The 19082-nt window shown below is 72.5% G+C and carries 17 protein-coding genes; 8 read left to right on the top strand and 9 right to left on the bottom strand.

Features of this window, described 5'->3' with window-relative positions; all coding sequences use genetic code 11:
• Positions 1 to 117 precede the first annotated feature (117 nt).
• On the top strand, positions 118 to 2079 hold the full coding sequence (locus ACIRQH_RS34200) for a Xaa-Pro dipeptidyl-peptidase (RefSeq protein WP_358820711.1): 1962 nt from the start codon (positions 118 to 120) through the stop codon (positions 2077 to 2079).
• 24 nt (positions 2080 to 2103) lie between these two features.
• Here the strand turns inward: ACIRQH_RS34200 and ACIRQH_RS34195 are convergent, their stop codons facing one another.
• Entirely contained in the window at positions 2104 to 3066 is a 963-nt protein-coding gene (locus ACIRQH_RS34195; RefSeq protein ID WP_388876870.1) for an FAD-dependent oxidoreductase, read from the bottom strand.
• Positions 3067 to 3132: 66 nt separating this feature from the next.
• Between ACIRQH_RS34195 and ACIRQH_RS34190 the strand changes: the two genes are divergently transcribed.
• Complete coding sequence (locus ACIRQH_RS34190; RefSeq protein WP_404228705.1) at positions 3133 to 4152, top strand: oxidoreductase; 1020 nt, start codon at positions 3133 to 3135, stop codon at positions 4150 to 4152.
• Between the two features lie 346 nt (positions 4153 to 4498).
• Positions 4499 to 6139 carry an ABC-F family ATP-binding cassette domain-containing protein gene (locus tag ACIRQH_RS34185; RefSeq protein ID WP_388876874.1) on the top strand — a complete coding sequence of 547 codons (1641 nt, stop codon included), beginning with the start codon at positions 4499 to 4501 and terminating at the stop codon, positions 6137 to 6139.
• 160 nt (positions 6140 to 6299) lie between these two features.
• On the opposite strand, the gene ACIRQH_RS34180 is transcribed toward ACIRQH_RS34185, so the two are convergent.
• The 3 genes from ACIRQH_RS34180 to ACIRQH_RS34170 all read right to left on the bottom strand — a co-directional run bounded on the left by ACIRQH_RS34180 (position 6300) and on the right by ACIRQH_RS34170 (position 9884).
• Entirely contained in the window at positions 6300 to 8702 is a 2403-nt protein-coding gene (locus tag ACIRQH_RS34180) for a Tex family protein (RefSeq protein ID WP_388876876.1), read from the bottom strand.
• A gap of 127 nt (positions 8703 to 8829) precedes the next feature.
• Entirely contained in the window at positions 8830 to 8961 is a 132-nt protein-coding gene (locus ACIRQH_RS34175; RefSeq protein WP_356164563.1) for an LPFR motif small protein, read from the bottom strand.
• Positions 8962 to 9017: 56 nt separating this feature from the next.
• A complete protein-coding gene (locus tag ACIRQH_RS34170) occupies positions 9018 to 9884 on the bottom strand; it encodes a hypothetical protein (protein ID WP_404228701.1) in 867 nt (288 codons plus the stop codon).
• Positions 9885 to 9995: 111 nt separating this feature from the next.
• On the opposite strand from ACIRQH_RS34170, the gene ACIRQH_RS34165 reads away from it, so the two are divergent.
• Together ACIRQH_RS34165 and ACIRQH_RS34160 are read left to right on the top strand one after the other, a co-directional pair.
• Positions 9996 to 10949 (top strand): GlxA family transcriptional regulator, encoded by a 954-nt coding sequence (locus tag ACIRQH_RS34165; protein WP_404228698.1) that lies wholly within the window; start codon positions 9996 to 9998, stop codon positions 10947 to 10949.
• Positions 10950 to 11056: 107 nt separating this feature from the next.
• Positions 11057 to 11692, top strand: a complete 636-nt coding sequence (locus ACIRQH_RS34160) for a DJ-1/PfpI family protein (protein WP_388876885.1) — start codon at positions 11057 to 11059, stop codon at positions 11690 to 11692.
• A 68-nt stretch (positions 11693 to 11760) separates the two neighbouring features.
• Here the strand turns inward: ACIRQH_RS34160 and ACIRQH_RS34155 are convergent, their stop codons facing one another.
• The gene (locus ACIRQH_RS34155; RefSeq protein ID WP_404228694.1) at positions 11761 to 12504 is read right to left on the bottom strand and encodes an enoyl-CoA hydratase/isomerase family protein; all 744 of its coding nucleotides are present in this window, start codon (positions 12502 to 12504) and stop codon (positions 11761 to 11763) included.
• Between the two features lie 310 nt (positions 12505 to 12814).
• Between ACIRQH_RS34155 and ACIRQH_RS34150 the strand changes: the two genes are divergently transcribed.
• Positions 12815 to 13318, top strand: coding sequence for an ATP-binding protein (locus tag ACIRQH_RS34150; protein ID WP_358820753.1), 504 nt, complete (start codon positions 12815 to 12817; stop codon positions 13316 to 13318).
• 8 nt (positions 13319 to 13326) lie between these two features.
• Here the strand turns inward: ACIRQH_RS34150 and idi are convergent, their stop codons facing one another.
• From idi to galE, 4 genes are all read right to left on the bottom strand, one after another.
• Positions 13327 to 13920 (bottom strand): isopentenyl-diphosphate Delta-isomerase, encoded by a 594-nt coding sequence (gene idi, locus ACIRQH_RS34145; RefSeq protein WP_358820702.1) that lies wholly within the window; start codon positions 13918 to 13920, stop codon positions 13327 to 13329.
• 123 nt (positions 13921 to 14043) lie between these two features.
• Positions 14044 to 14595 (bottom strand): GNAT family N-acetyltransferase, encoded by a 552-nt coding sequence (locus tag ACIRQH_RS34140; RefSeq protein ID WP_404228691.1) that lies wholly within the window; start codon positions 14593 to 14595, stop codon positions 14044 to 14046.
• Between the two features lie 199 nt (positions 14596 to 14794).
• Complete coding sequence (locus ACIRQH_RS34135; protein ID WP_388876892.1) at positions 14795 to 15733, bottom strand: cation diffusion facilitator family transporter; 939 nt, start codon at positions 15731 to 15733, stop codon at positions 14795 to 14797.
• 150 nt (positions 15734 to 15883) lie between these two features.
• Positions 15884 to 16864: a UDP-glucose 4-epimerase GalE gene (galE, locus tag ACIRQH_RS34130; RefSeq protein ID WP_388876895.1), complete on the bottom strand. Its 981-nt coding sequence runs from the start codon at positions 16862 to 16864 to the stop codon at positions 15884 to 15886.
• Between the two features lie 321 nt (positions 16865 to 17185).
• Between galE and ACIRQH_RS34125 the strand changes: the two genes are divergently transcribed.
• Together ACIRQH_RS34125 and ACIRQH_RS34120 are read left to right on the top strand one after the other, a co-directional pair.
• Positions 17186 to 18982 (top strand): DUF5941 domain-containing protein, encoded by a 1797-nt coding sequence (locus tag ACIRQH_RS34125; RefSeq protein ID WP_358820752.1) that lies wholly within the window; start codon positions 17186 to 17188, stop codon positions 18980 to 18982.
• Positions 18979 to 19082: sugar phosphate nucleotidyltransferase (locus ACIRQH_RS34120; RefSeq protein WP_358820751.1), on the top strand; the 104-nt coding region annotated here is incomplete at its 3' end. The genes ACIRQH_RS34125 and ACIRQH_RS34120, both read left to right, overlap by 4 nt.

The raw sequence follows: 19082 nt of genomic DNA, 5'->3' as shown, positions 1-19082 counted from the left end.
CATGTCCACGGCCACCCCCGTCACACGATCGCCATTCGGCCGACATGTGACCCTCCACCCCGCCCGTCGCTCATCTCCCCCCTTTTGCAAGGGAGTTGACCGGGGTACCTTCCGCGCATGCCGATACCCGTGCGCCGCATGCGCTTCACGACCTGGAGATCGCTCGCGACGGCCGCCGTGGCCGCCCTGATGGCCGCGTTCCTCGCCCCTGCCGCCGCCGCACACGGCGCCCCGCGGGAGAGCACCCCGGTCTACTCGTACGAGAACGCGATCCGGGAGTCCGTCTGGGTCGACACCGGACTCGACGGCGACAGCGACGGAAAGTCCGACCGGGTCGCCGTCGACATCGTCCGCCCCCGCGAACCCGCCCGGCAGGGCCGCAAGGTCCCCGTCATCATGGACGCCAGCCCCTACTACTCGTGCTGCGGTCGCGGCAACGAGAGCCAGTTGAAGACGTACGACGCGAACGGCCACGTCGTCCAGATGCCGCTGTTCTACGACAACTACTTCGTGCCGCGCGGCTACGCCTTCGTCGGCGTCGACCTCGCCGGCACCAACCGCTCCGACGGCTGCGTGGATGTGGGCGGCCGGTCCGACGTCCAGTCCGCCAAGGCGGTCGTCGACTGGCTCAACGGCCGGGCCAGGGGATACACCACCCGCACCGGCGCCGCCACCGCCAAGGCGGGCTGGACCGACGGCAGTACGGGCATGATCGGCAAGAGCTGGGACGGCACCATCGCCAACGGGGTGGCCGCCACCGGCGTCAAGGGCCTGAAGACCATCGTGCCGATCAGCGCCATCTCCTCCTGGTACGACTACTACTTCGCCCAGGGCGCCCCGCTCTACGACTCCGGCCCCGACTGGCTCTCCGGCTACGTCGACAGCCCCGACGCCCGTGCCAAGTGCGCGGCGGTGCAGCAGAAGCTGGTGGACGGGGCTCCGCGCAGCGGCGACTGGACACCCCTGTGGACCGAGCGCGACTACGTCAAGGACGCGTCGAAGGTACGCGCGAGCGTCTTCCTCGTCCACGGCATGCAGGACCTCAACGTCCGCACCAAGAACTTCGGCCAGTGGTGGAGCGCCCTCGCCGAGCATGGTGTCGAGCGCAAGATCTGGCTCTCCCAGACCGGCCACGTCGATCCCTTCGACTTCCGCCGCGCCGCCTTCGTCGACACCCTCCACCGCTGGTTCGACCATGAACTCCTCGGCTACGACAACGGCATCGACGACGAGCCGATGGCCGACATCGAACGCCACCCCGACCGGTGGACCACTTCGGCGCTCTGGCCGCCCCGCACCACCGCGGCGACCACCCTGCGCCCCGGCACCGGCGCCCAGGACGGTGTCGGCACCCTCGCCCTCCGCAAGGGCTCGGGAACGCGGACCTTCACCGACGACCCGGCGCTGAGCGAGACGGACTGGGCCGCGCACATCGACCAAAAGACGCCGGAGAAGGCGGGCTTCGTCACCGGGGCGCTCACCCGCGACCTGCGGCTCTCCGGTTCCTCCGAGGTCACCGTCACCGCCACCCCCACCACCTCGACGGCCCATCTCTCGGCGGTCCTGGTCGACCTCGGACCGGACACCGTCCGCGACTACGCGGGCTCCGGTGAGGGCATCACCACGCTCACCGACCGCACCTGCTGGGGCGCGAGCACCACGGGCGACAGTGCCTGCTACAAGGAGACCCGGGCGGCCACCGCGGACGTCGGCTTCACCGTGCTGAGCCGTGGCTGGGCGGATCTCGGCAACCACGCCTCGGGCCACGGCGTTCCGCTCACGCCCGGCAAGGCCTACACGATCACGCTCGACCTCGCGGCGACCGACCACGTCGTCCCCGAGGGCCACCGCCTCGCGCTGATCGTGGCGGGCACCGACAAGGACCTCATCGACCCGCCGTCCAGCACACCGACCCTGACCCTCGACCTGGCCCGTACGTCCGCGCGCGTCCCGCTCGTCGGCGGCGCGGCGGCCTTCGCGCGGGCGACGGCGGGTTCCGTCCCGGCCCCCGCCGCGTCCGTGCTCGACGGCGTACGTGATCCGGGCGCCGCCCTCCGCGTGCCGGGGGAGGGGCGCTGACCCGCCGCACCTGAACGACCGCTCTCAGCGGGAGGCGGCCGCGCTCACGAGCCCGGCGGCCTCCCGCGCACAGCCCCACGCCACGGTGACCCCGGCGCCCCCGTGACCGTAGTTGTGCACCAACACCCGCCCGTCGGACAGCACTTCACGCTCCAGCCGCACGGCGTCCCGTACCGGCCGCAGGCCCACCCGGTGGTCGAGCACCCGTGCCCCGGAGATCTCGGGCCGCAGCGCCGCGCACCGCTCGACGATCGCCGCCGCCACGTCAGGGTCGGGGTCCTGCGACCAGTCGTCCTCGTCGGTGGTACCGCCGAGGACGAGCCGGTCCGGCTGCGGGAAGACGTACGTCGTGGTGCCGGCGGCCGGGTCCGTGGTGACGAGCCAGTCGCGTATCCCCGGGTTCTCCACGATGACGAGCTGCCCGCGCACGGGCCGTACGGCGGGATCCGGGACGAGCGCACGGGCCCCGAGCCCCGTGCAGTTGACGACGACCGCCGCCGGAACCTGGGCCAGGTCCGTCACCGCCCGCTCCTCGATCGTGCCGCCCGCATCGAGGAGCCGGTCCCGGAGCAGCCGCAGATGCACGGGCATGTCGATCAGCGGGAGTCGCGCCCACAGCGCCGTCCCCGGATACTCGTCCGCCGTCGCCGTGCGCAGCCCCGGCACCCGGGCCGCCCAGTCGCCGAGTTCGTCCAGCCGCGTCTCGCCCATCACCCCCTCGACCACGCGTACGCCCGTCTCCGCGGGCCGGGCCGCCAACTCCTCGTACACGGCGAGGGAGGTGAGCGCCCACGCGCGGGCACGGGCCTTCGGTTCGATGCGGTACGGCCACCACAGCGCTCCGGCAACCGCCGAGGTGGTCCGCTCGGCGGGCTCCCGTGCCCACACCCGGACCCGCCGTCCGGCCTCGGCCAGCACCACGGCCGTCGTCAGTCCGACGACCCCGCTGCCGACCACGATCACATCGCCGTTCCCGGGCTGCTCCATGCGGGGACGCTAGCGGAATATGTCATGCCGTGCTCGGACCGGTCCCCGTGCGGGAATACTCACAGCATGTCTGCCGAGTACGCGACCTTCGGCCTGGCACCGGCGATGCGTGCCGGTGAAGTCCTCGCCAACGGTGACTTCCAAGTGCACCGGGACTTCGTCGACTTCGTCGTCGACGGACGCCCGCTGCTGTTCCAGCTCTCCGACCTCGACGCGGTGTCCCCGCTCGCCTCCGACGTCCCGCCCGCCATCTTCAGCGCACAGGTGCGCGGCCTTCTCCTGGAGGCCGACGCCCCGCTCGACGGCGGTCGTCACGTCATCTACGGCTGCCCGGAGTGCGAGGGCATCGAGTGCGGTGCGGTCACCGCGCTGATCGAGCGGGAGGACGAGGACTACGTCTGGCGCGACTTCGCGTGGCAGACGGGGGAGCGGCCCGACCTGGAGCTCAACGGCTACCACGGGATAGGGCCGTTCCGTTTCCACGGCACCGAGTACCGCGCCGCCCTGAACTCCCTGCTCGACGGCGACGCGGGCCCCCCACCCCGCATCCTGCTGATCGGCCCGAGGGTCGCCCTGCTGGCGAAACTCGCCGCGGCCCTGCGCACCATCGGCATCGGCGCCGACATCGCGCGCGACACCACCGGGGTCCCGGGTGACGAACTGCGTGTCTACGGAGCCGTGGTGTACGGGCCCTCCGTCGGCGCGGCGGAGCGGGCCGCCGTACGGGAGGCCTTCGACGCAGCGGACATCGAGGTCCCGCATGTCGATGGGCTGGCGCCCATCGTTCCGCTGCTGGTCGCCCAGGTCGAGCACGCGCTGGACCGCGGTCCACTGGAGCTGCGCCGCCTCACCCGCCTGGTCGCCGCCGACGGCGAGGCCGGGATCGAGGTCACCTCGACCTGCCGGGTCCGGCTGACCGCGTACCGGCTCGACCGCCTCGCCCGCGGCCACGCGCACGACGTCTTCGACGGGGTCCTGGAAACCGGGCGGCACCGGATCCCGCTGGAGGCCCGCGCGGTGAAGGGCGAGTCGTTCGTCGTGGCCCGGACCTCGGGGAGCGTACTGGTCGAGGCCATGGCCCACTGACACCCGACCCGGGGCGCCGGGAATCCGGAAAGCCAAGAAAGCCAAGAAAGCCAAGAAGGCCGGGGAGCGCCGGGGCGGCCGGGGGACAGGAGTCCCGGGGCGAGGAAGCGGCGACTCGGGGGCACTGTCCGTGGCGCGGCCCGGTCCGGCCCCGGCTCGTCCGCGGCCCGTACCGGCCCCGCCGAGCCGCCTGGCCGGGTCGAGCCCGGCAGCGTCGGTGGAGGCGGCGCGGGGGCCCGGAGACCCCCGGAGACGCCGGTCCTGCGGGGCCGGGCGCGGAGGGACGGCGGCCCCTCCGCATCGGCGGCGCGGATCGCGACGGCAGGCCGTTAAAATCGACCCCCTGATGACTGCCACCCTCGTCGCCAAGAATCTCACCGCCGGACACGGCGACCGCGCCCTCTTCGCCGGACTCGACCTCGTCGTCGCCCCCGGTGACGTGATCGGGCTCGTCGGCGCCAACGGCGCGGGCAAGTCCACCCTGCTGCGCCTGCTCGCCGGCCTCCTCACCCCGGAGGAGGGCGAGCTGCGGCTCTCCCCGCCGACCGCGACCGTCGGACACCTGCCGCAGGAGCCGGAGCGCCGGGAGGGCGAGACCGTCCGGGACTTCCTCGCGCGCCGCACAGGCGTGGACGAGGCCCAGCGCGTGATGGACGAGGCGACGCAGGCCCTCGTCGACGGAGCGCCCGGCGCGGACGACGCCTACGCGAACAGCCTGGAGCGCTGGCTCGACCTCGGCGGCGCCGACCTCGACGAACGCGCCGCTGAGGTCGCCGACTCCCTCGGCCTCGGTGTCGGCCTCGACCAGCCGATGACATCCCTGTCCGGCGGCCAGGCGGCCCGCGCCGGACTCGCCTCCCTGCTCCTTTCCCGCTACGACGTCTTCCTGCTCGACGAGCCCACGAACGACCTCGACCTGGACGGGCTGGAGCGCCTCGAACGCTTCGTCTCCGGACTGCGCGCGGGCACCGTCGTCGTCAGCCACGACCGCGAGTTCCTCACCCGCACCGTCACCAAGGTCCTCGAACTCGACCTGGTACAGCAGGAGATCACTCTGTACGGCGGCGGCTACGAGGCGTACCTGGAGGAGCGCGACACCTCGCGCCGGCACGCCCGCGAGGACTTCGAGGAGTACGCCGACAAGCGTTCGGCCCTCGAAGGCAGGGCCCAGATGCAGCGCGGCTGGATGGACAAGGGCGTCAAGAACGCGCGGCGCAAGGCGGGCAACGACAACGACAAGCTCGGCCGCAAGTTCCGCAGCGAGGCCAGCGAGAAGCAGGCCTCCAAGGCCCGGCAGACCCAGCGCATGATCGAGCGCCTCGACGTCGTCGAGGAGCCGCGCAAGGAGTGGGAACTGCGCATGGAGATCGCGGCGGCGCCGCGGTCGGGCGCGGTCGTGGCCACCCTGCGGGACGCCGAGGTGCGGCGCGGTGACTTCACCTTCGGTCCGGCGACGCTCCAGATCGACTGGGCGGACCGGGTCGCCGTGACCGGTGCCAACGGCGCGGGCAAGTCGACCCTGCTGGGCGCACTGCTCGGCCGGATCCCGCTCGACGCGGGCCACGCCACCCTCGGCTCCGGTGTGGTCGTCGGCGAGGTCGACCAGGCCCGCAAGCTCTTCCACGGTCCCGAGTCGCTGATGGACGCGTTCGGCGCGGCCGTGCCGGACACCGAACCCGCCGAGGTCCGCACCCTGCTGGCCAAGTTCGGACTGAAGGCCGACCATGTCCTGCGGCCGGCGGCGACCCTCTCCCCGGGCGAGCGCACCCGCTCCGCCCTCGCCCTGCTCCAGGGCCGTGGCGTCAACCTGCTGGTCCTGGACGAACCGACCAACCACCTCGACCTTCCGGCCATCGAGCAGCTGGAGTCGGCGATGGACTCGTACGAGGGCACGCTCCTGCTCGTCACCCACGACCGCCGGATGCTGAACGCGGTCCGCACGACCCGCCGCCTGGAGGTGGCGGACGGCAAGGTGACCGAGCACTGAGCCGGGACGGCATACCGCCGCGCCCGGACAGGGGGCGTCGAGGGCGCCGCGACCACACGCCCGGAGGGGCGGCAGCCGATCACGGCTGCCGCCCCTCCGGCGGTCTCACCGGGGGCGTCCGCCCTCGCCGGTGTCCGGTCCCGGTGCCCGGGACCCGGTGTCAGCCCCGGCCCCCCTTGGGGTCGGTCAGACCCGCGCGCCGCAGGGCATCGGCCATCGCGCTGTTGGCGGGCGGCGGAGCCTGCCGCGAGCCCCCGCCGGTGCCGCCACTTCCGCGGCCGCCCCCGCCCTGCCGCTGGCCGCCCTGGCGCTGCCCGCGCTGCTGGGGCGGACGACCGCCCCGCTGGGGACGGCCGCCGCCCTCGGCGGGATCCGGGGCCGCCGCCTCGTCGTCCAGCCGCAGCGTCAGCGAGATCCGCTTGCGCGGGATGTCGATGTCCTGGACCTTCACCTTGACGACGTCGCCGGACTTCACGACGTCCCGCGGGTCCTTGACGAACGTCCTGGACATGGCGGAGACGTGCACGAGCCCGTCCTGGTGGACGCCGACGTCGACGAAGGCGCCGAACGCGGCCACGTTCGTCACGACGCCCTCCAGGATCATCCCGGGGGCCAGGTCGGAGATCTTCTCGACGCCGTCCTTGAAGGTGGCCGTCTTGAAGGCGGGCCGCGGGTCGCGCCCGGGCTTCTCCAGCTCCCTCAGGATGTCCGTCACGGTCGGCAGGCCGAACTTCTCGTCGACGAAGTCGGCGGGCTTCAGCGACCGCAGCACGGCCGTGTTGCCGACCAGCGACCCGACCGCGCCGCCGGCCGTCTTCACCATCCGCCGCACCACGGGGTACGCCTCGGGGTGCACGCTCGAGGCGTCCAGCGGATCGTCGCCGCCCCGGATGCGCAGGAAGCCCGCGCACTGCTCGTACGCCTTCGGGCCCAGCCGGGCCACGCCCTTGAGGGCCGTACGCGCGGTGAAGGGGCCGTTCGCGTCGCGGTGCGCCACGATGTTCTCCGCGAGGCCCGAGGTGATGCCGGAGACCCGGGCCAGCAGCGGGGCCGACGCGGTGTTCACGTCCACCCCCACGCCGTTCACACAGTCCTCGACCACCGCGTCCAGCGAGCGGGAGAGCTTCACCTCGGACAGGTCGTGCTGGTACTGACCGACACCGATGGACTTGGGGTCGATCTTCACCAGCTCGGCCAGCGGGTCCTGGAGGCGGCGCGCGATGGAGACGGCGCCGCGCAGCGACACGTCCATGTCGGGCAGCTCCTGCGAGGCGAACGCGGACGCGGAGTACACCGACGCCCCCGCCTCCGACACCATCACTTTGGTCAGGTTCAGCTCGGGGTGCTTGGTGATGAGTTCACCGGCGAGCTTGTCGGTCTCGCGGGAGGCCGTGCCGTTGCCGATCGCGACCAGGTCGACCGCGTGCTCCTTGGCGAGCCGCGCCAGCTTGGCGACGGCCTCGTCCCACCGGTTGGCCGGGACGTGCGGGTGGATGACGTCCGTGGCGACGACCTTGCCGGTCGCGTCGACGACGGCGACCTTCACGCCCGTACGGAAACCGGGGTCGAGGCCCAGCGTCGCGCGCGTGCCCGCCGGAGCGGCGAGCAGCAGGTCCCGCAGGTTCGCCGCGAAGACGTTCACCGCCTCGTCCTCGGCGGCCGTGCGCAGCCGCAGCCGCACGTCGATGCCCAGGTGCACGAGGATGCGGGTGCGCCAGGCCCAACGGGCGGTGTCCGTCAGCCACTTGTCACCGGGCCGGCCGCGGTCGGCGATGCCGAAGCGGTGGGCGACGGTCCCCTCGTACGACGAAGGGCCCTCGGTCCGCTCCTCGGGCTCCAGGACGAGGTCGAGGACGTCCTCCTTCTCGCCGCGCAGCATCGCGAGGACGCGGTGCGAGGGCAGGTCCTTGAAGGGCTCCGCGAAGTCGAAGTAGTCGGCGAACTTGGAGCCCGCCTCCTCCTTGCCCTCCCGCACCTTGGCGGCCAGCCGGCCGCGCACCCACATGCGCTCGCGCAGTTCGCCGATCAGGTCCGCGTCCTCCGAGAACCGCTCGGTGAGGATGGACCGGGCGCCGTCCAGCGCGGCCTGCGGGTCGGCGACACCCTTGTCCGCGTCGACGAAGGCCGCGGCGGCATCGAACGGATCGACGGACGGGTCGCCGAGCAGGCCGTCGGCCAGCGGTGCGAGGCCGGCCTCGCGCGCGATCTGCGCCTTGGTGCGCCGCTTCGGCTTGAACGGGAGGTAGATGTCCTCCAGGCGGGCCTTCGTCTCGGCGCCCCTGATCTGCGCCTCCACCTCGGCGGTGAGCTTGTCCTGCTCGCGCACCGAGTCGAGGATCGCGGCGCGCCGCTCCTCCAGCTCCCGCAGATAGCGCAGCCGTTCCTCGAGGGTGCGCAGCTGCGCATCGTCGAGCATCTCGGTCGCTTCCTTGCGGTAGCGGGCGATGAAGGGCACCGTCGAGCCGCCGTCGAGCAAGTCGACGGCGGCCTTGACCTGCCGCTCCCGTACGCCGAGTTCCTCGGCGATCCTGCCTTCGATGGACCCTACGAGGGGTGTCGTCACGATCCCGTACCGCCTTCTCCACTGGGGTTGCGCGGCAATTGTGGCAGGTGACACCGACAACGGTGGATCAGGGCGGCGCTCGGAGGGGTCGCGCGCCGGGGGGCGGCGCCGGGCGAGGCGCCGTCCCTCACGCCTTGTGGGTCCGCCCGGAACCGGAGGCTCCGCCGAACAGCCGCGCCAGGGCCCGGAACGGCAGGGTCACGACCGTGGCGATCGCCCCGCCGATCTGACGCAGGACGTCCGCTATGGCTCGCAGCATGTCTCTTTCCCCTTTCGTCCTCCCGGAACGGAACACCGGGAGAACGTCCGGGTACCTCAGTCCTTGCCGATCATGTCCGCCGGGAAGGCATCGTTGGAGAACGCCGTCATCAGCAGACCCTTCGCGATCTCGGTGAGCCGCTCCACCCCGGCCGCGCCGAGGTGCTCGTAGGGCGCGCGGTCGAGGCGGTCCGTGCGGGCCTCGATGTCCTGCCGCAGGGCCACGCCCGCCTCCGTCAACTCGCCCCCGGCGTCGAGCAGCCCGCGCTCGCGCAGCCTGGCGGACGCCGCCTCCCAGTCCTGCCGGGACCAGCCGCGGGTGCCCAGCGCCCACTTCGGGGCCATGCCCTTGCCGGTCGCGGTGTGGCTCACCAGGGCCTCCACCGGGTCCAGCTCGGCGTCGAGCAGCGCGGCGAGGTGACCGTCCCCGCGGTGCTCGCGAAGCAGGGTCGCCGCGTGCCACAGCGCCAGATGCGGCGCCTCGGGCACCGGGAGGTCCGCGTGGGCGGAGTACAGCGGCCGGGCCGTAGCGTCGCAGGCCTCGGCCGCCCGCAGCGCGAGCCGGGCGGCCTCGGCCACGTCCTCGGAGGCGACGAGGTCCTCGCCGAGCAGCCGCCTGAGCGTCGCGTCCACGGCACGCAGGCGTGCCGCGAGGACGGTCTCCGGGGAGGCCTTCTCCCACACGGCGGGCACGTGGTCGGCAACCAGTGAGTGCCGGAAGTTGTAGAACGTCGCCGTCACCGTGCCGGCGCCGACCGCGCCCATCGCCGCGGACCGCGCGGCGAAATAGGCGCCCCGGTCGTCCGCGATACCGACCGCGGCCAGTTCACGCCCCAGATCGGGTGAGAAGTAGTGCGTCGAGTGCAGCGGGTTGAGGACGTTGTGGCAGCGGCGCCCGGCGCGCTCCGGCAGTGGATTGGTCATACCCCGCACATTACCGACTGGTCGGTACGTCGTGAACCGTGCTGCCCGTATGGCAGGAAAGGTGGGGTGCGCGTCATTGCGGCCATCCGGATACCGGTCGAGAATCGAGGCATGCGAACGGTCCTGATCGTCCTCTTCGACGGCGTGCAGAGCCTTGACGTCACCGGCCCGCTGGAGGTGTTCGCGGGCGCCGAGGCCTACCGCGCCGGCTCGTACCGCGTCCGCACCGCCTCGCTGGACGGCGCCCCGGTGCGCTGCTCCAGCGGACTCGTCCTCGTTCCGGACCACACGCTCGCCGAGGCGCCCGCGCCGCACACGCTTCTCGTGCCCGGAGGCAGGGGCACCCGGCGCCCCGATCCCCGGCTCGTCGACTGGCTGCGTGCGCACGGCCCGGGCGCCGAGCGTCTCGTCTCCGTCTGCACCGGCGCGATCCTGCTTGCCGCGGCGGGCCTCCTCGACGGTCGCCGGGCGACGACCCACTGGGCGTACTGCGAGCAGCTCGCCCGCGACCATCCGGCGGTCGAGGTGGACCCCGATCCGATCTACGTCCGCGACGGTCATGTGGCCACGTCGGCGGGCGTCACCTCCGGCATCGACCTGGCTCTCGCCCTCGTGGAGGACGACCTGGACCGTGCCGCCGCCCTCACCATCGCCCGTCACCTCGTCGTCTTCCTCCGACGCCCCGGGAACCAGGCCCAGTTCAGCGTCCAGCTCGCCGCCCAGACCGCGCGGCGTGAACCGCTGCGCGAGGTCCAGCAGTGGATCTCCGAACACCCCGGCGCCGATCTGAGCGTGGAGTCGCTCGCCGCCCGGGCCCGCCTCTCGCCCCGCCACTTCGCCCGCGCCTTCCAGTCCGAGACCGGCATGACGCCCGGTCGCTACGTCGAGCGCGTCCGGCTCGAACACGCCCGACGGCTCCTGGAGGACACTCCCGACGGCGTCGAGGGGATCTCCCGCGCCTCCGGTTACGGCACACCGGAGGCCATGCGCCGCGCCTTCGTGAAGACCCTCGGCTCCGCTCCGGCGGAGTACCGGCGCCGCTTCCGGCCGGCGTCGACCGGCTGACACGGCACCGGAGTTCACCCGTCCACCCGAATCGGCGGATCCCGCGCCGGGCCCGGGCGCACCCCGTCCTGCCCACCGCGCCCCGTCCCCCCATCGAAAGGACCCCGATGCAGATCGCCATCGTCCTCTACGACCGCTTCACCGCCCTTGACGCCGTCGGTCCCTACGAGACCCTCGGCCGGCTCACCGACGCGGACACCGTCTTCGTCGCCGAGGGCACCGGGCCCGTCCGCGCCGACACCGGACGGCTCGCGCTGACCGCCGACAAGAGCCTCGCCGAGGTCCCGCGTCCCGACATCGTGGTCGTCCCCGGCGGCCCCGGCCAGCGTGCCCAGATGGGCAACCAGGTCCTCCTCGACTGGCTCCGCACCGCGGACGGCACCAGTGCCTGGACGACCTCGGTGTGCACCGGCTCCCTGCTGCTCGCGGCCGCAGGGCTCCTCGAAGGACGCCGGGCCACCTCGCACTGGCTGGCCCTCGACGGGCTGAAGGAGTTCGGGGCGGATCCGACGGGGGAGCGGGTCGTGTTCGACGGCAAGTACGTGACGGCGGCCGGCGTCTCGTCCGGCATCGACATGGGACTCACCCTGCTCGGCCGGATCGCCGGCGACGAACACGCCCAGGCCGTCCAGCTGTTGACCGAGTACGACCCGCAACCGCCGTACGACGCGGGCTCACCGGAGAAGGCACCCGCCCACCTCGTCGACAGGTTCCGCAACGGCAGCCACGTCGTTCTGAGCTGAGGGCTGTCGCCGACCGGGAGGGGGGAGGGCAGGGGTGGGTCACTCGTCCCGGACCGCCGGGCGCGGCGTCACGGGGTCCAGGCGAAGCGCGGCTGCCTGCGCTCCAGGAAGGCGGCGACCCCTTCCGCGGTGTCGCCGCCGCCGCGCGCCTGCTCCGCCCAGTACGCGTCGCGGTCGGTGCGCCCGTTCGCGAACTCCTTCGCCGACGCCTGCGTCAGCAGGGAACGCGCGGCGAGGAGACGGGTGAACTCCCCGACCCGCTTGTCGAGTTCGCCCTCGGGCAGCACCTCGTCCACCAGTCCGGTGCGCAGCGCCCGCTCCGTGTCGATCAACTCGCCGGAGAAGAGCAGGTACTTGGCGGCGGACGGTCCCACCAGGGCCGCCAACCGCCGGGTGGAGGAGGCGGGGTAGACGATCCCGAGCTTCGCCGGGGTCACCCCGAACAGCGATCCCTCCTGCGCGAACCGCAGGTCGCAGGCAGCCGCGAGCTGGGCGCCGCCGCCGACGCAGTAGCCGCGGATCGCGGCGAGTGTCGGCTTCGGGAACGCGGCGAGGGCCTCCTCGGCGAGCACGGCCAGACCCTGGGCCTCGTCCGGGGAACCGCGCAGCGTGGAGATGTCGGCCCCGGCGCAGAAGGTCGCGCCCTCGCCGGTGAGCACCAGCGCGTGGACGTCGGGCCGGCCGGTCAGCTCCTCCACCAGGGGCGGCAGGGCGCGCCACATCTGCGTCGTCATGGCGTTCCGCTTGGCGGGATGGTCGATGACGACGGTGGCGACTCCGTCGCCGACGTGGTGCGACAGCTGCGGCTCCATGGGCCGGATGCTATCCGCACCCCGGAGGGCGGCTGGAAGGCGGCCGGGAAGGGGAAACGGAGCGAGGCGGAGCGAAGGGAAAGTGAGGGGGAGCGATTCAGGCCAGCTCCGGGACAAACCCGTACAACCTGAATACTTTCGGAAGTCGGCACAAGGCGGACAGGAGCTGTCGTGGAACTGACCGTGTCATACGCAGACGGTCAGAAGGCGTCGATAGTCGCTGACTTCTGTTCAGTTCTCCGGTACGGACCAGCGCATTACCAACACTCGACGTGTGGTGACAATCGAGCGCAAGGGTGGCGACCGGACGATGGAGAACCTCGGGCGGGGGTCCGACCCGAGCCCCGAAGGCGGGGGCGCGACGCCCGGCGTCAGATCGCCGGAACCGCTGCCGTACGAGGGAGTGTGGCGGTTCACCGCGCCCGCCGTCGACGCCTCCGTGCCCCAGGCGCGGCACGCCGTCCGTGACCTGCTGGCCCGCCAGGGGGTCCCGGTCTCGGACGAACTCGTCCAGGGACTGCTGCTGATCGTCTCCGAACTGGTCACGAACGCCGTCAAGCACGCGGCACTCCTGTCGCCGGTGCTCGCGGTCGAGGTCGCCGTCGGAGCCGAATGGGTGCGCGTGTCCGTCGAGGACAACCACCCCTACCGCCCGACCGCACTGGAGGCCGACTACGGCCAGACCGGCGGCCGGGGCCTGCTGCTGGTGCGCGAGGTCACCAGGGAGTCCGGGGGCGTGTGCGACGTCGAGCACACCGCGAGCGGCGGCAAGGTGATCTGGGCCGCCCTGCCGCTCACCCCGGGTGCCGTGTAGCGGACCCGCTACCAGCCCGCGGACGGCCCCGTCAGTTCACGGACGGCCGGCCGGGCCGCGTCCAGCACCGTCATGAACCACGCCGAGAACGGGTCCTTCGCGTGCCGCTCCGCCAGCTCGGCGGCGGTCACGAACGCCGTCGAGCCGACCTCCTCCGGATCGGGCCGCAGCGAGGACTGCACCATGCCGACGAAGAGGTGGTTGAACTCCTGCTCCACCAGGCCCGAGTCCGGGTCCGGGTGGTTGTAGCGGACCGTGCCCGCCTCGGCCAGCAGCGTCGGCGACACCCCCAGCTCCTCGTACGTCCGCCGGGCCGCCGCCGCGAACGGCGCCTCGCCCGGGTAGGGGTGGCCGCAGCAGGTGTTGGACCAGACGCCGGGGGAGTGGTACTTGCCGAGGGCGCGCTGCTGGAGCAGCAGCCGGCCCTGTTCGTCGAAGAGGAACACCGAGAACGCTCTGTGCAGCTGCCCCGGGGCCTGGTGGGCGGCGAGCTTCTCCGCCGTACCGATCGTGTTGCCGTCCTCGTCGACCAGTTCCAGCAAGATCGCTTCAACGGTGCCGTTCGACGAACTGTGCGTCGCGGTGGCAGGAGTGATCGGCATACCCATCCTTCGCATCGGTCTTCAAGCCCCAAGTCTGCCGTACGAAAGCGGCACTCCCGGCACTTCGCGGCTCCCGCATGTCCCGCCCCGGGAGCCCGGAGCGGGACACGCGGCCGGTGTGCGTCAGACGCCGAAAGCCGCTGGATACCTGATCGTGCCCGGTGCCACCGGCAGAGAACCGCCGAGGACGAGGGCCATCAGATGTTCGGACGGCACGTCGAATCCGGGCCGGATGCCGTACGCGGCGGCGGGCCCGAATCCGAACCTCGGGTAGTACCCGGGATGCCCGAGTACGAGGACGAGCCGCTCTCCGCGCGTGCGTGCCGCGTCCAGCACCGCGCGTACGACGGCCGAACCGGCGCCCCGGTGCTGGAGACCGGGCCGGACCGCCACCGGCGCCAGCGCGGCCGCCGGGGCGCAGTCGACGTGACAGCGGGTGATCAGCGCGTAGGCCGCCACCGTGCCGTCCGGTGCCTCGGCGACGTACGACAGTCCGGTGAGCCAGGCGTCCGGATCGGCGCGCAACGCGTCCACCAGGTCGGCCTCCTGCGCCCGTCCGAAGGCGGCGGCGGTCACGGCGTGCACCGCCGCCGCGTCGGCCGGCGTCTCCCGGCGGGTGTGCCAGGCAGAACTGTGCGGGGTCGAGGAAGTGCTGTTTTGCGTGTGCTCGGTCACTGTGGAAACCCTTGAACGAGGGCCCGGCCGACGCGTCGCTGAACGGTGGGTCAGCCGCAGACCCGGGAATCGGGGACGACGAAGTCGCTGCGCGCGGCAGCGCCGGGCACGACCGTCATCAACCCACCTCCCGGGATCGCGGCCACGCTAACAGCGGTCGGTGCCGCGGCGCCCCGGGTTTTACGGGAGCCCCGAGCGGTCAGTGGCAGAGCCGCGCCTCGTGCTCGGCGTGGCCGCTCGGCTCCAGCTGGAAGGTGCAGTGCTCCACGTCGAAGTGGACGCCGAGGCAGCCCTGGAGTTCGTGGAGCACCTTCTCGTGTCCTATGGCGTTCAGCACGTCGGAGCTGACGACGACGTGCGCCGAGAGCACCGGCATGCCCGACGTGATGGTCCAGGCGTGCAGGTCGTGGATGTCCTCGACCCCGTCGAGAGCCAGGATGTGGGCGCGCACCTCCGCCATGTCGACGCCCTTGGGGGCCGCCTCCAGCAACACGTCGAGGGTCTCGTGCAGCAGCTTCCAGGTGCGCGGGACGATCATCAACGCGATGGCGATCGAGGCGATGGGGTCCGCGGCCTGCCAGCCGGTGGTCAGGATCACCACCGCCGCGATGATGACCGCCAGCGAGCCCAGGGCGTCGGCCGCCACCTCCAGGAAGGCCCCCCGCACGTTCAGGCTGTCCTTCTGCCCGCGCATCAGCAGCGTCAGCGAGACCGAGTTGGCGACCAGGCCGATGGCGCCGAACACGATGGCCAGTCCGCCCTGGGTGTCGGCGGGCGTCACGAAGCGCTGGATCGCCTCGACGAGTACGTAGCCGCCGACGACGAGCAGCAGCAGACAGTTGGCGAGCGCGGCCAGGATCTCGGCGCGGGCCAGCCCGAAGGTGCGGTTGCGGCTCGGGGGCCGCGCCGCGAAGTGGATCGCGAGCAGGGCCATGCCGAGCCCCAGCGCGTCCGTCGCCATGTGGGCCGCGTCGGCGACCAGCGCGAGCGAGTCGGCCAGCAGACCGCCGAAGATCTCGACGACCATGACGGCGAGCGTGATGCCCAGGGCGACGCGCAGCCTCCCGCGGTACGCGGCCGTCGCCGTGCCCGTCGGGGGAGCGCCGTGCGCGTGCCCGTGATCGTGCCCAGCCCCCATGGAAAGCCGCCTCCTGTGCCTCGGTCCGGAACAACACGTCCGGAGTCACAGTGAACTACGGGAGCGGGGTACCCGGCAACGCGGCACTGAACACCGTTGTCATATGCTCTGACCTGCGGAAACGATGTGCAGGTCAGAGCGTTGACAAGATCATCCGATGGTGTTCTCCGGGTGGTGGAACCGCCAGCCGCGCCAGGCCGACTCGACCATCTCGGGGACCCCGCGCCGTGCGCTCCACCCGAGCCGCTCGCCGGCCAGGTCGGCCGAGGCCACCGCGCGCGCCGCGTCGCCCGGACGACGCGGCTCGACGACGGGCTGCCGGGGGTCACCGGTCACCTCGGAGACGAGGGTCATGAGTTCCCGCACGGAGACGCCCTGGCCCCTGCCGATGTTCACGGTCAGGTCGCCGCTCGCGCCGCCGGCCAGCCGCCGGGCCGCCGCGAGATGCGCCTCGGCGAGGTCGGCGACGTGGATGTAGTCACGGACGGTCGTGCCGTCCGGCGTCGCGTAGTCGTCCCCGAAGATCCGCGGGGCCTCGCCCCGGGTGAGCCGGTCGAACACCATCGGGATGATGTTGAAGACGCCCGTGTCGGCGAGTTCCGGCGCGGCGGCGCCCGCCACGTTGAAGTAGCGCAGACACACGGTCGCGATGCCGTGTGCCCGGCCCGTCGCCCGCACCAGCCACTCCCCGGCGAGCTTCGTCTCGCCGTACGGGCTCATCGGGGCGCAGGGGGTGTCCTCCGTGATGAGGTCCACATCGGGGTTGCCGTAGACGGCCGCCGACGAGGAGAAGACGAAGCGCTTCACGCCCGCCCCGGCGACCGCCTCCAAAACGGTCGCGAGGCCGCCCACGTTCTCCTGGTAGTAGCGCGTCGGCTGGGCCACCGACTCACCGACCTGCTTGCGCGCCGCGAGGTGCACCACACCCGTGATCGCGTGCTCGGCCAGCACCCGCTTGAGCAGGTCCCCGTCGAGCGAGGAGCCCTGCACCAGCGGGATGTCCTGCGGAAGTCGGTTCGGCACCCCGGACGAGAGGTCGTCGAGGACGACGAGACGCTCCCCGGCCTCCGCCATCGCCCGCGCCACATGTGCCCCGATGTATCCGGCTCCGCCGGTGATCAGCCATGTCATGGAGGCCAACCCTATGCCGGTCGAAAGAGGTGTCCGCCCTGCCCCGCTCCGGGGGGTGCGGGAGGGTGTCGGACGTCATGCCGAGAATGCGCCGGTCTGCTACCGCGGGTTTGTGAGCGGGGACCGCGATCCCCGATGATGATCGCGGCGCGGGCAGCGCAGCAGCGGTTGATCGGGCCATGAACGGGCGGTGAACGCCCGCTTCCGTTCATCCGATAGCCTCTGCCGACACGCCGCCCGGGCCGCCTCTGCAGGCCGGGGGTCTTCCCACCACGCACACGCCCGGCGCGAGGCCGCGCCGGCACCCAGGGAGTGAGTTCGCTGTCGACCGCCATCCTCACCGGTCAGCCGGTCCCCGGATCGTCGCTCGAAGGCGATCTGCGGTCGCTCGGCTTCGACGTGCGGCTCGCCTCCGACGCGGGTGAGACCGAGAGCCTGCTCGCCGCCGTGCCGGCGAACGAGCGGGTCGCCGTCGTCGACACCCGCTTCGTGGGGCACGAGCACGCCCTGCGTCTCGGTCTCACCGACCCCCGCTTCGCGGCCGCCGCGCTGCCCGGCGCCGTGTCCGTGCAGCCCGAGGCCCGGCGGGCGCTGACCCGCGCGGTGGCCCGCGAGAGCTCCGCGAGCGGCGGTCTCGCCGTCACCACGGAGAACCTCGCCGAACGCCTCGCCGCCGCCCTCGACGCGGACGACGTCGCCGTGCACCGCCCGGAACTCGGCGCCCTCGTCGCCGTCGTCCCGACGGACCCGCAGGAACGCAACGAGGCCCGGCAGGCCGTCTCCGCCGTGGACGACGAGGCGATCCGGCTGCGCGGCGCCGTGAAGGCCCGCGACGGCTTCTTCACCACCTACTGCATCAGCCCGTACTCCCGCTACATCGCCCGCTGGTGCGCCCGCCGCGGCCTGACCCCGAACCAGGTCACCACCGCGTCGCTGATCACCGCGCTGATCGCCGCGGGCTGCGCCGCCACCGGCACCCGCGCCGGCTTCGTCGCCGCCGGACTGCTCCTCCTCTTCTCCTTCGTCCTGGACTGCACGGACGGACAGCTCGCCCGCTACTCGCTGCAGTACTCCACACTCGGCGCCTGGCTGGACGCGACCTTCGACCGGGCCAAGGAGTACGCCTACTACGCGGGCCTCGCGCTCGGCGCGGCCCGCGGCGGCGACGACGTCTGGGCGCTGGCCCTCGGCGCGATGATCCTGCAGGCGTGCCGGCACGTCGTGGACTTCTCCTTCAACGAGGCGAACCACGACGCCACGGCCAACACCAGCCCCACCGCCGCCCTCTCGGACAAGCTCGACAGCGTGGGCTGGACGGTCTGGGTGCGCCGGATGATCGTCCTGCCCATCGGCGAGCGCTGGGCGATGATCGCCGTGCTCACCGCGTTCACGACGCCCCGCATCACCTTCTACGCGCTGCTGGTCGGCTGTGCCTTCGCGGCGACCTACACCACGGCCGGCCGGGTGCTGCGCTCGCTCACCCGCAAGGCACACCGCACCGACCGTGCCGCCCAGGCCCTCGTGGACCTCACCGACTCCGGCCCGCTCGCGGAGCTCCTGACCCGCGTCGCCCGCGGTGTCCCGCGTCTCGCGCCCGCCGTCGTCGCGTTCGCCGCCGGGGCGATCGTCGTGATCTGTGCCGCACTCGCTCCCTACGGAAGCTGGTGGCCGGTCCTCGGCGCCGCGGTGTACGTCCTGCTCTCTCCGGCCGCCCTGCTCAGGCCCCTGAAAGGCGCCCTGGACTGGCTGGTTCCGCCCTTCTACCGGGCGGCGGAGTACCTCACCGTTCTGGTACTGGCGGCCAACGCGGACGTGAACGGAGCCCTGCCGGCGGCTTTCGGCCTGGTGGCCGCGGTCGCCTACCATCACTACGACACGGTGTACCGCATCCGCGGAAACGCCGGCGCCCCCCCGCACTGGCTGGTGCGGGCGACCGGCGGGCACGAAGGCAGGACGCTGCTGGTCACCGTCCTGGCCGCGCTGCTCACCGCCGCACAGTTCAAGGTCGCGCTCACGGTGTTCGCCGTGGCCGTGGCGCTGCTGGTGCTCATCGAGAGCATCCGTTTCTGGGTGTCCTCCGGGGCCCCCGCCGTACACGATGAAGGAGAACCCGCATGATCGGCCTCGTGCTGGCGGCAGGCGCCGGACGGCGTCTGCGTCCCTACACCGACACTCTGCCGAAGGCTCTGGTGCCGGTGGGTCCGGAGGGTGCGGAGGA

Origin of the sequence: Streptomyces sp. NPDC102279 (assembly GCF_044766365.1) — a bacterium.
Lineage (GTDB): Bacteria > Actinomycetota > Actinomycetes > Streptomycetales > Streptomycetaceae > Streptomyces.
Note: the sequence above shows the minus strand (reverse complement) of the source record. Positions and strands in the feature narration are given on the sequence as shown.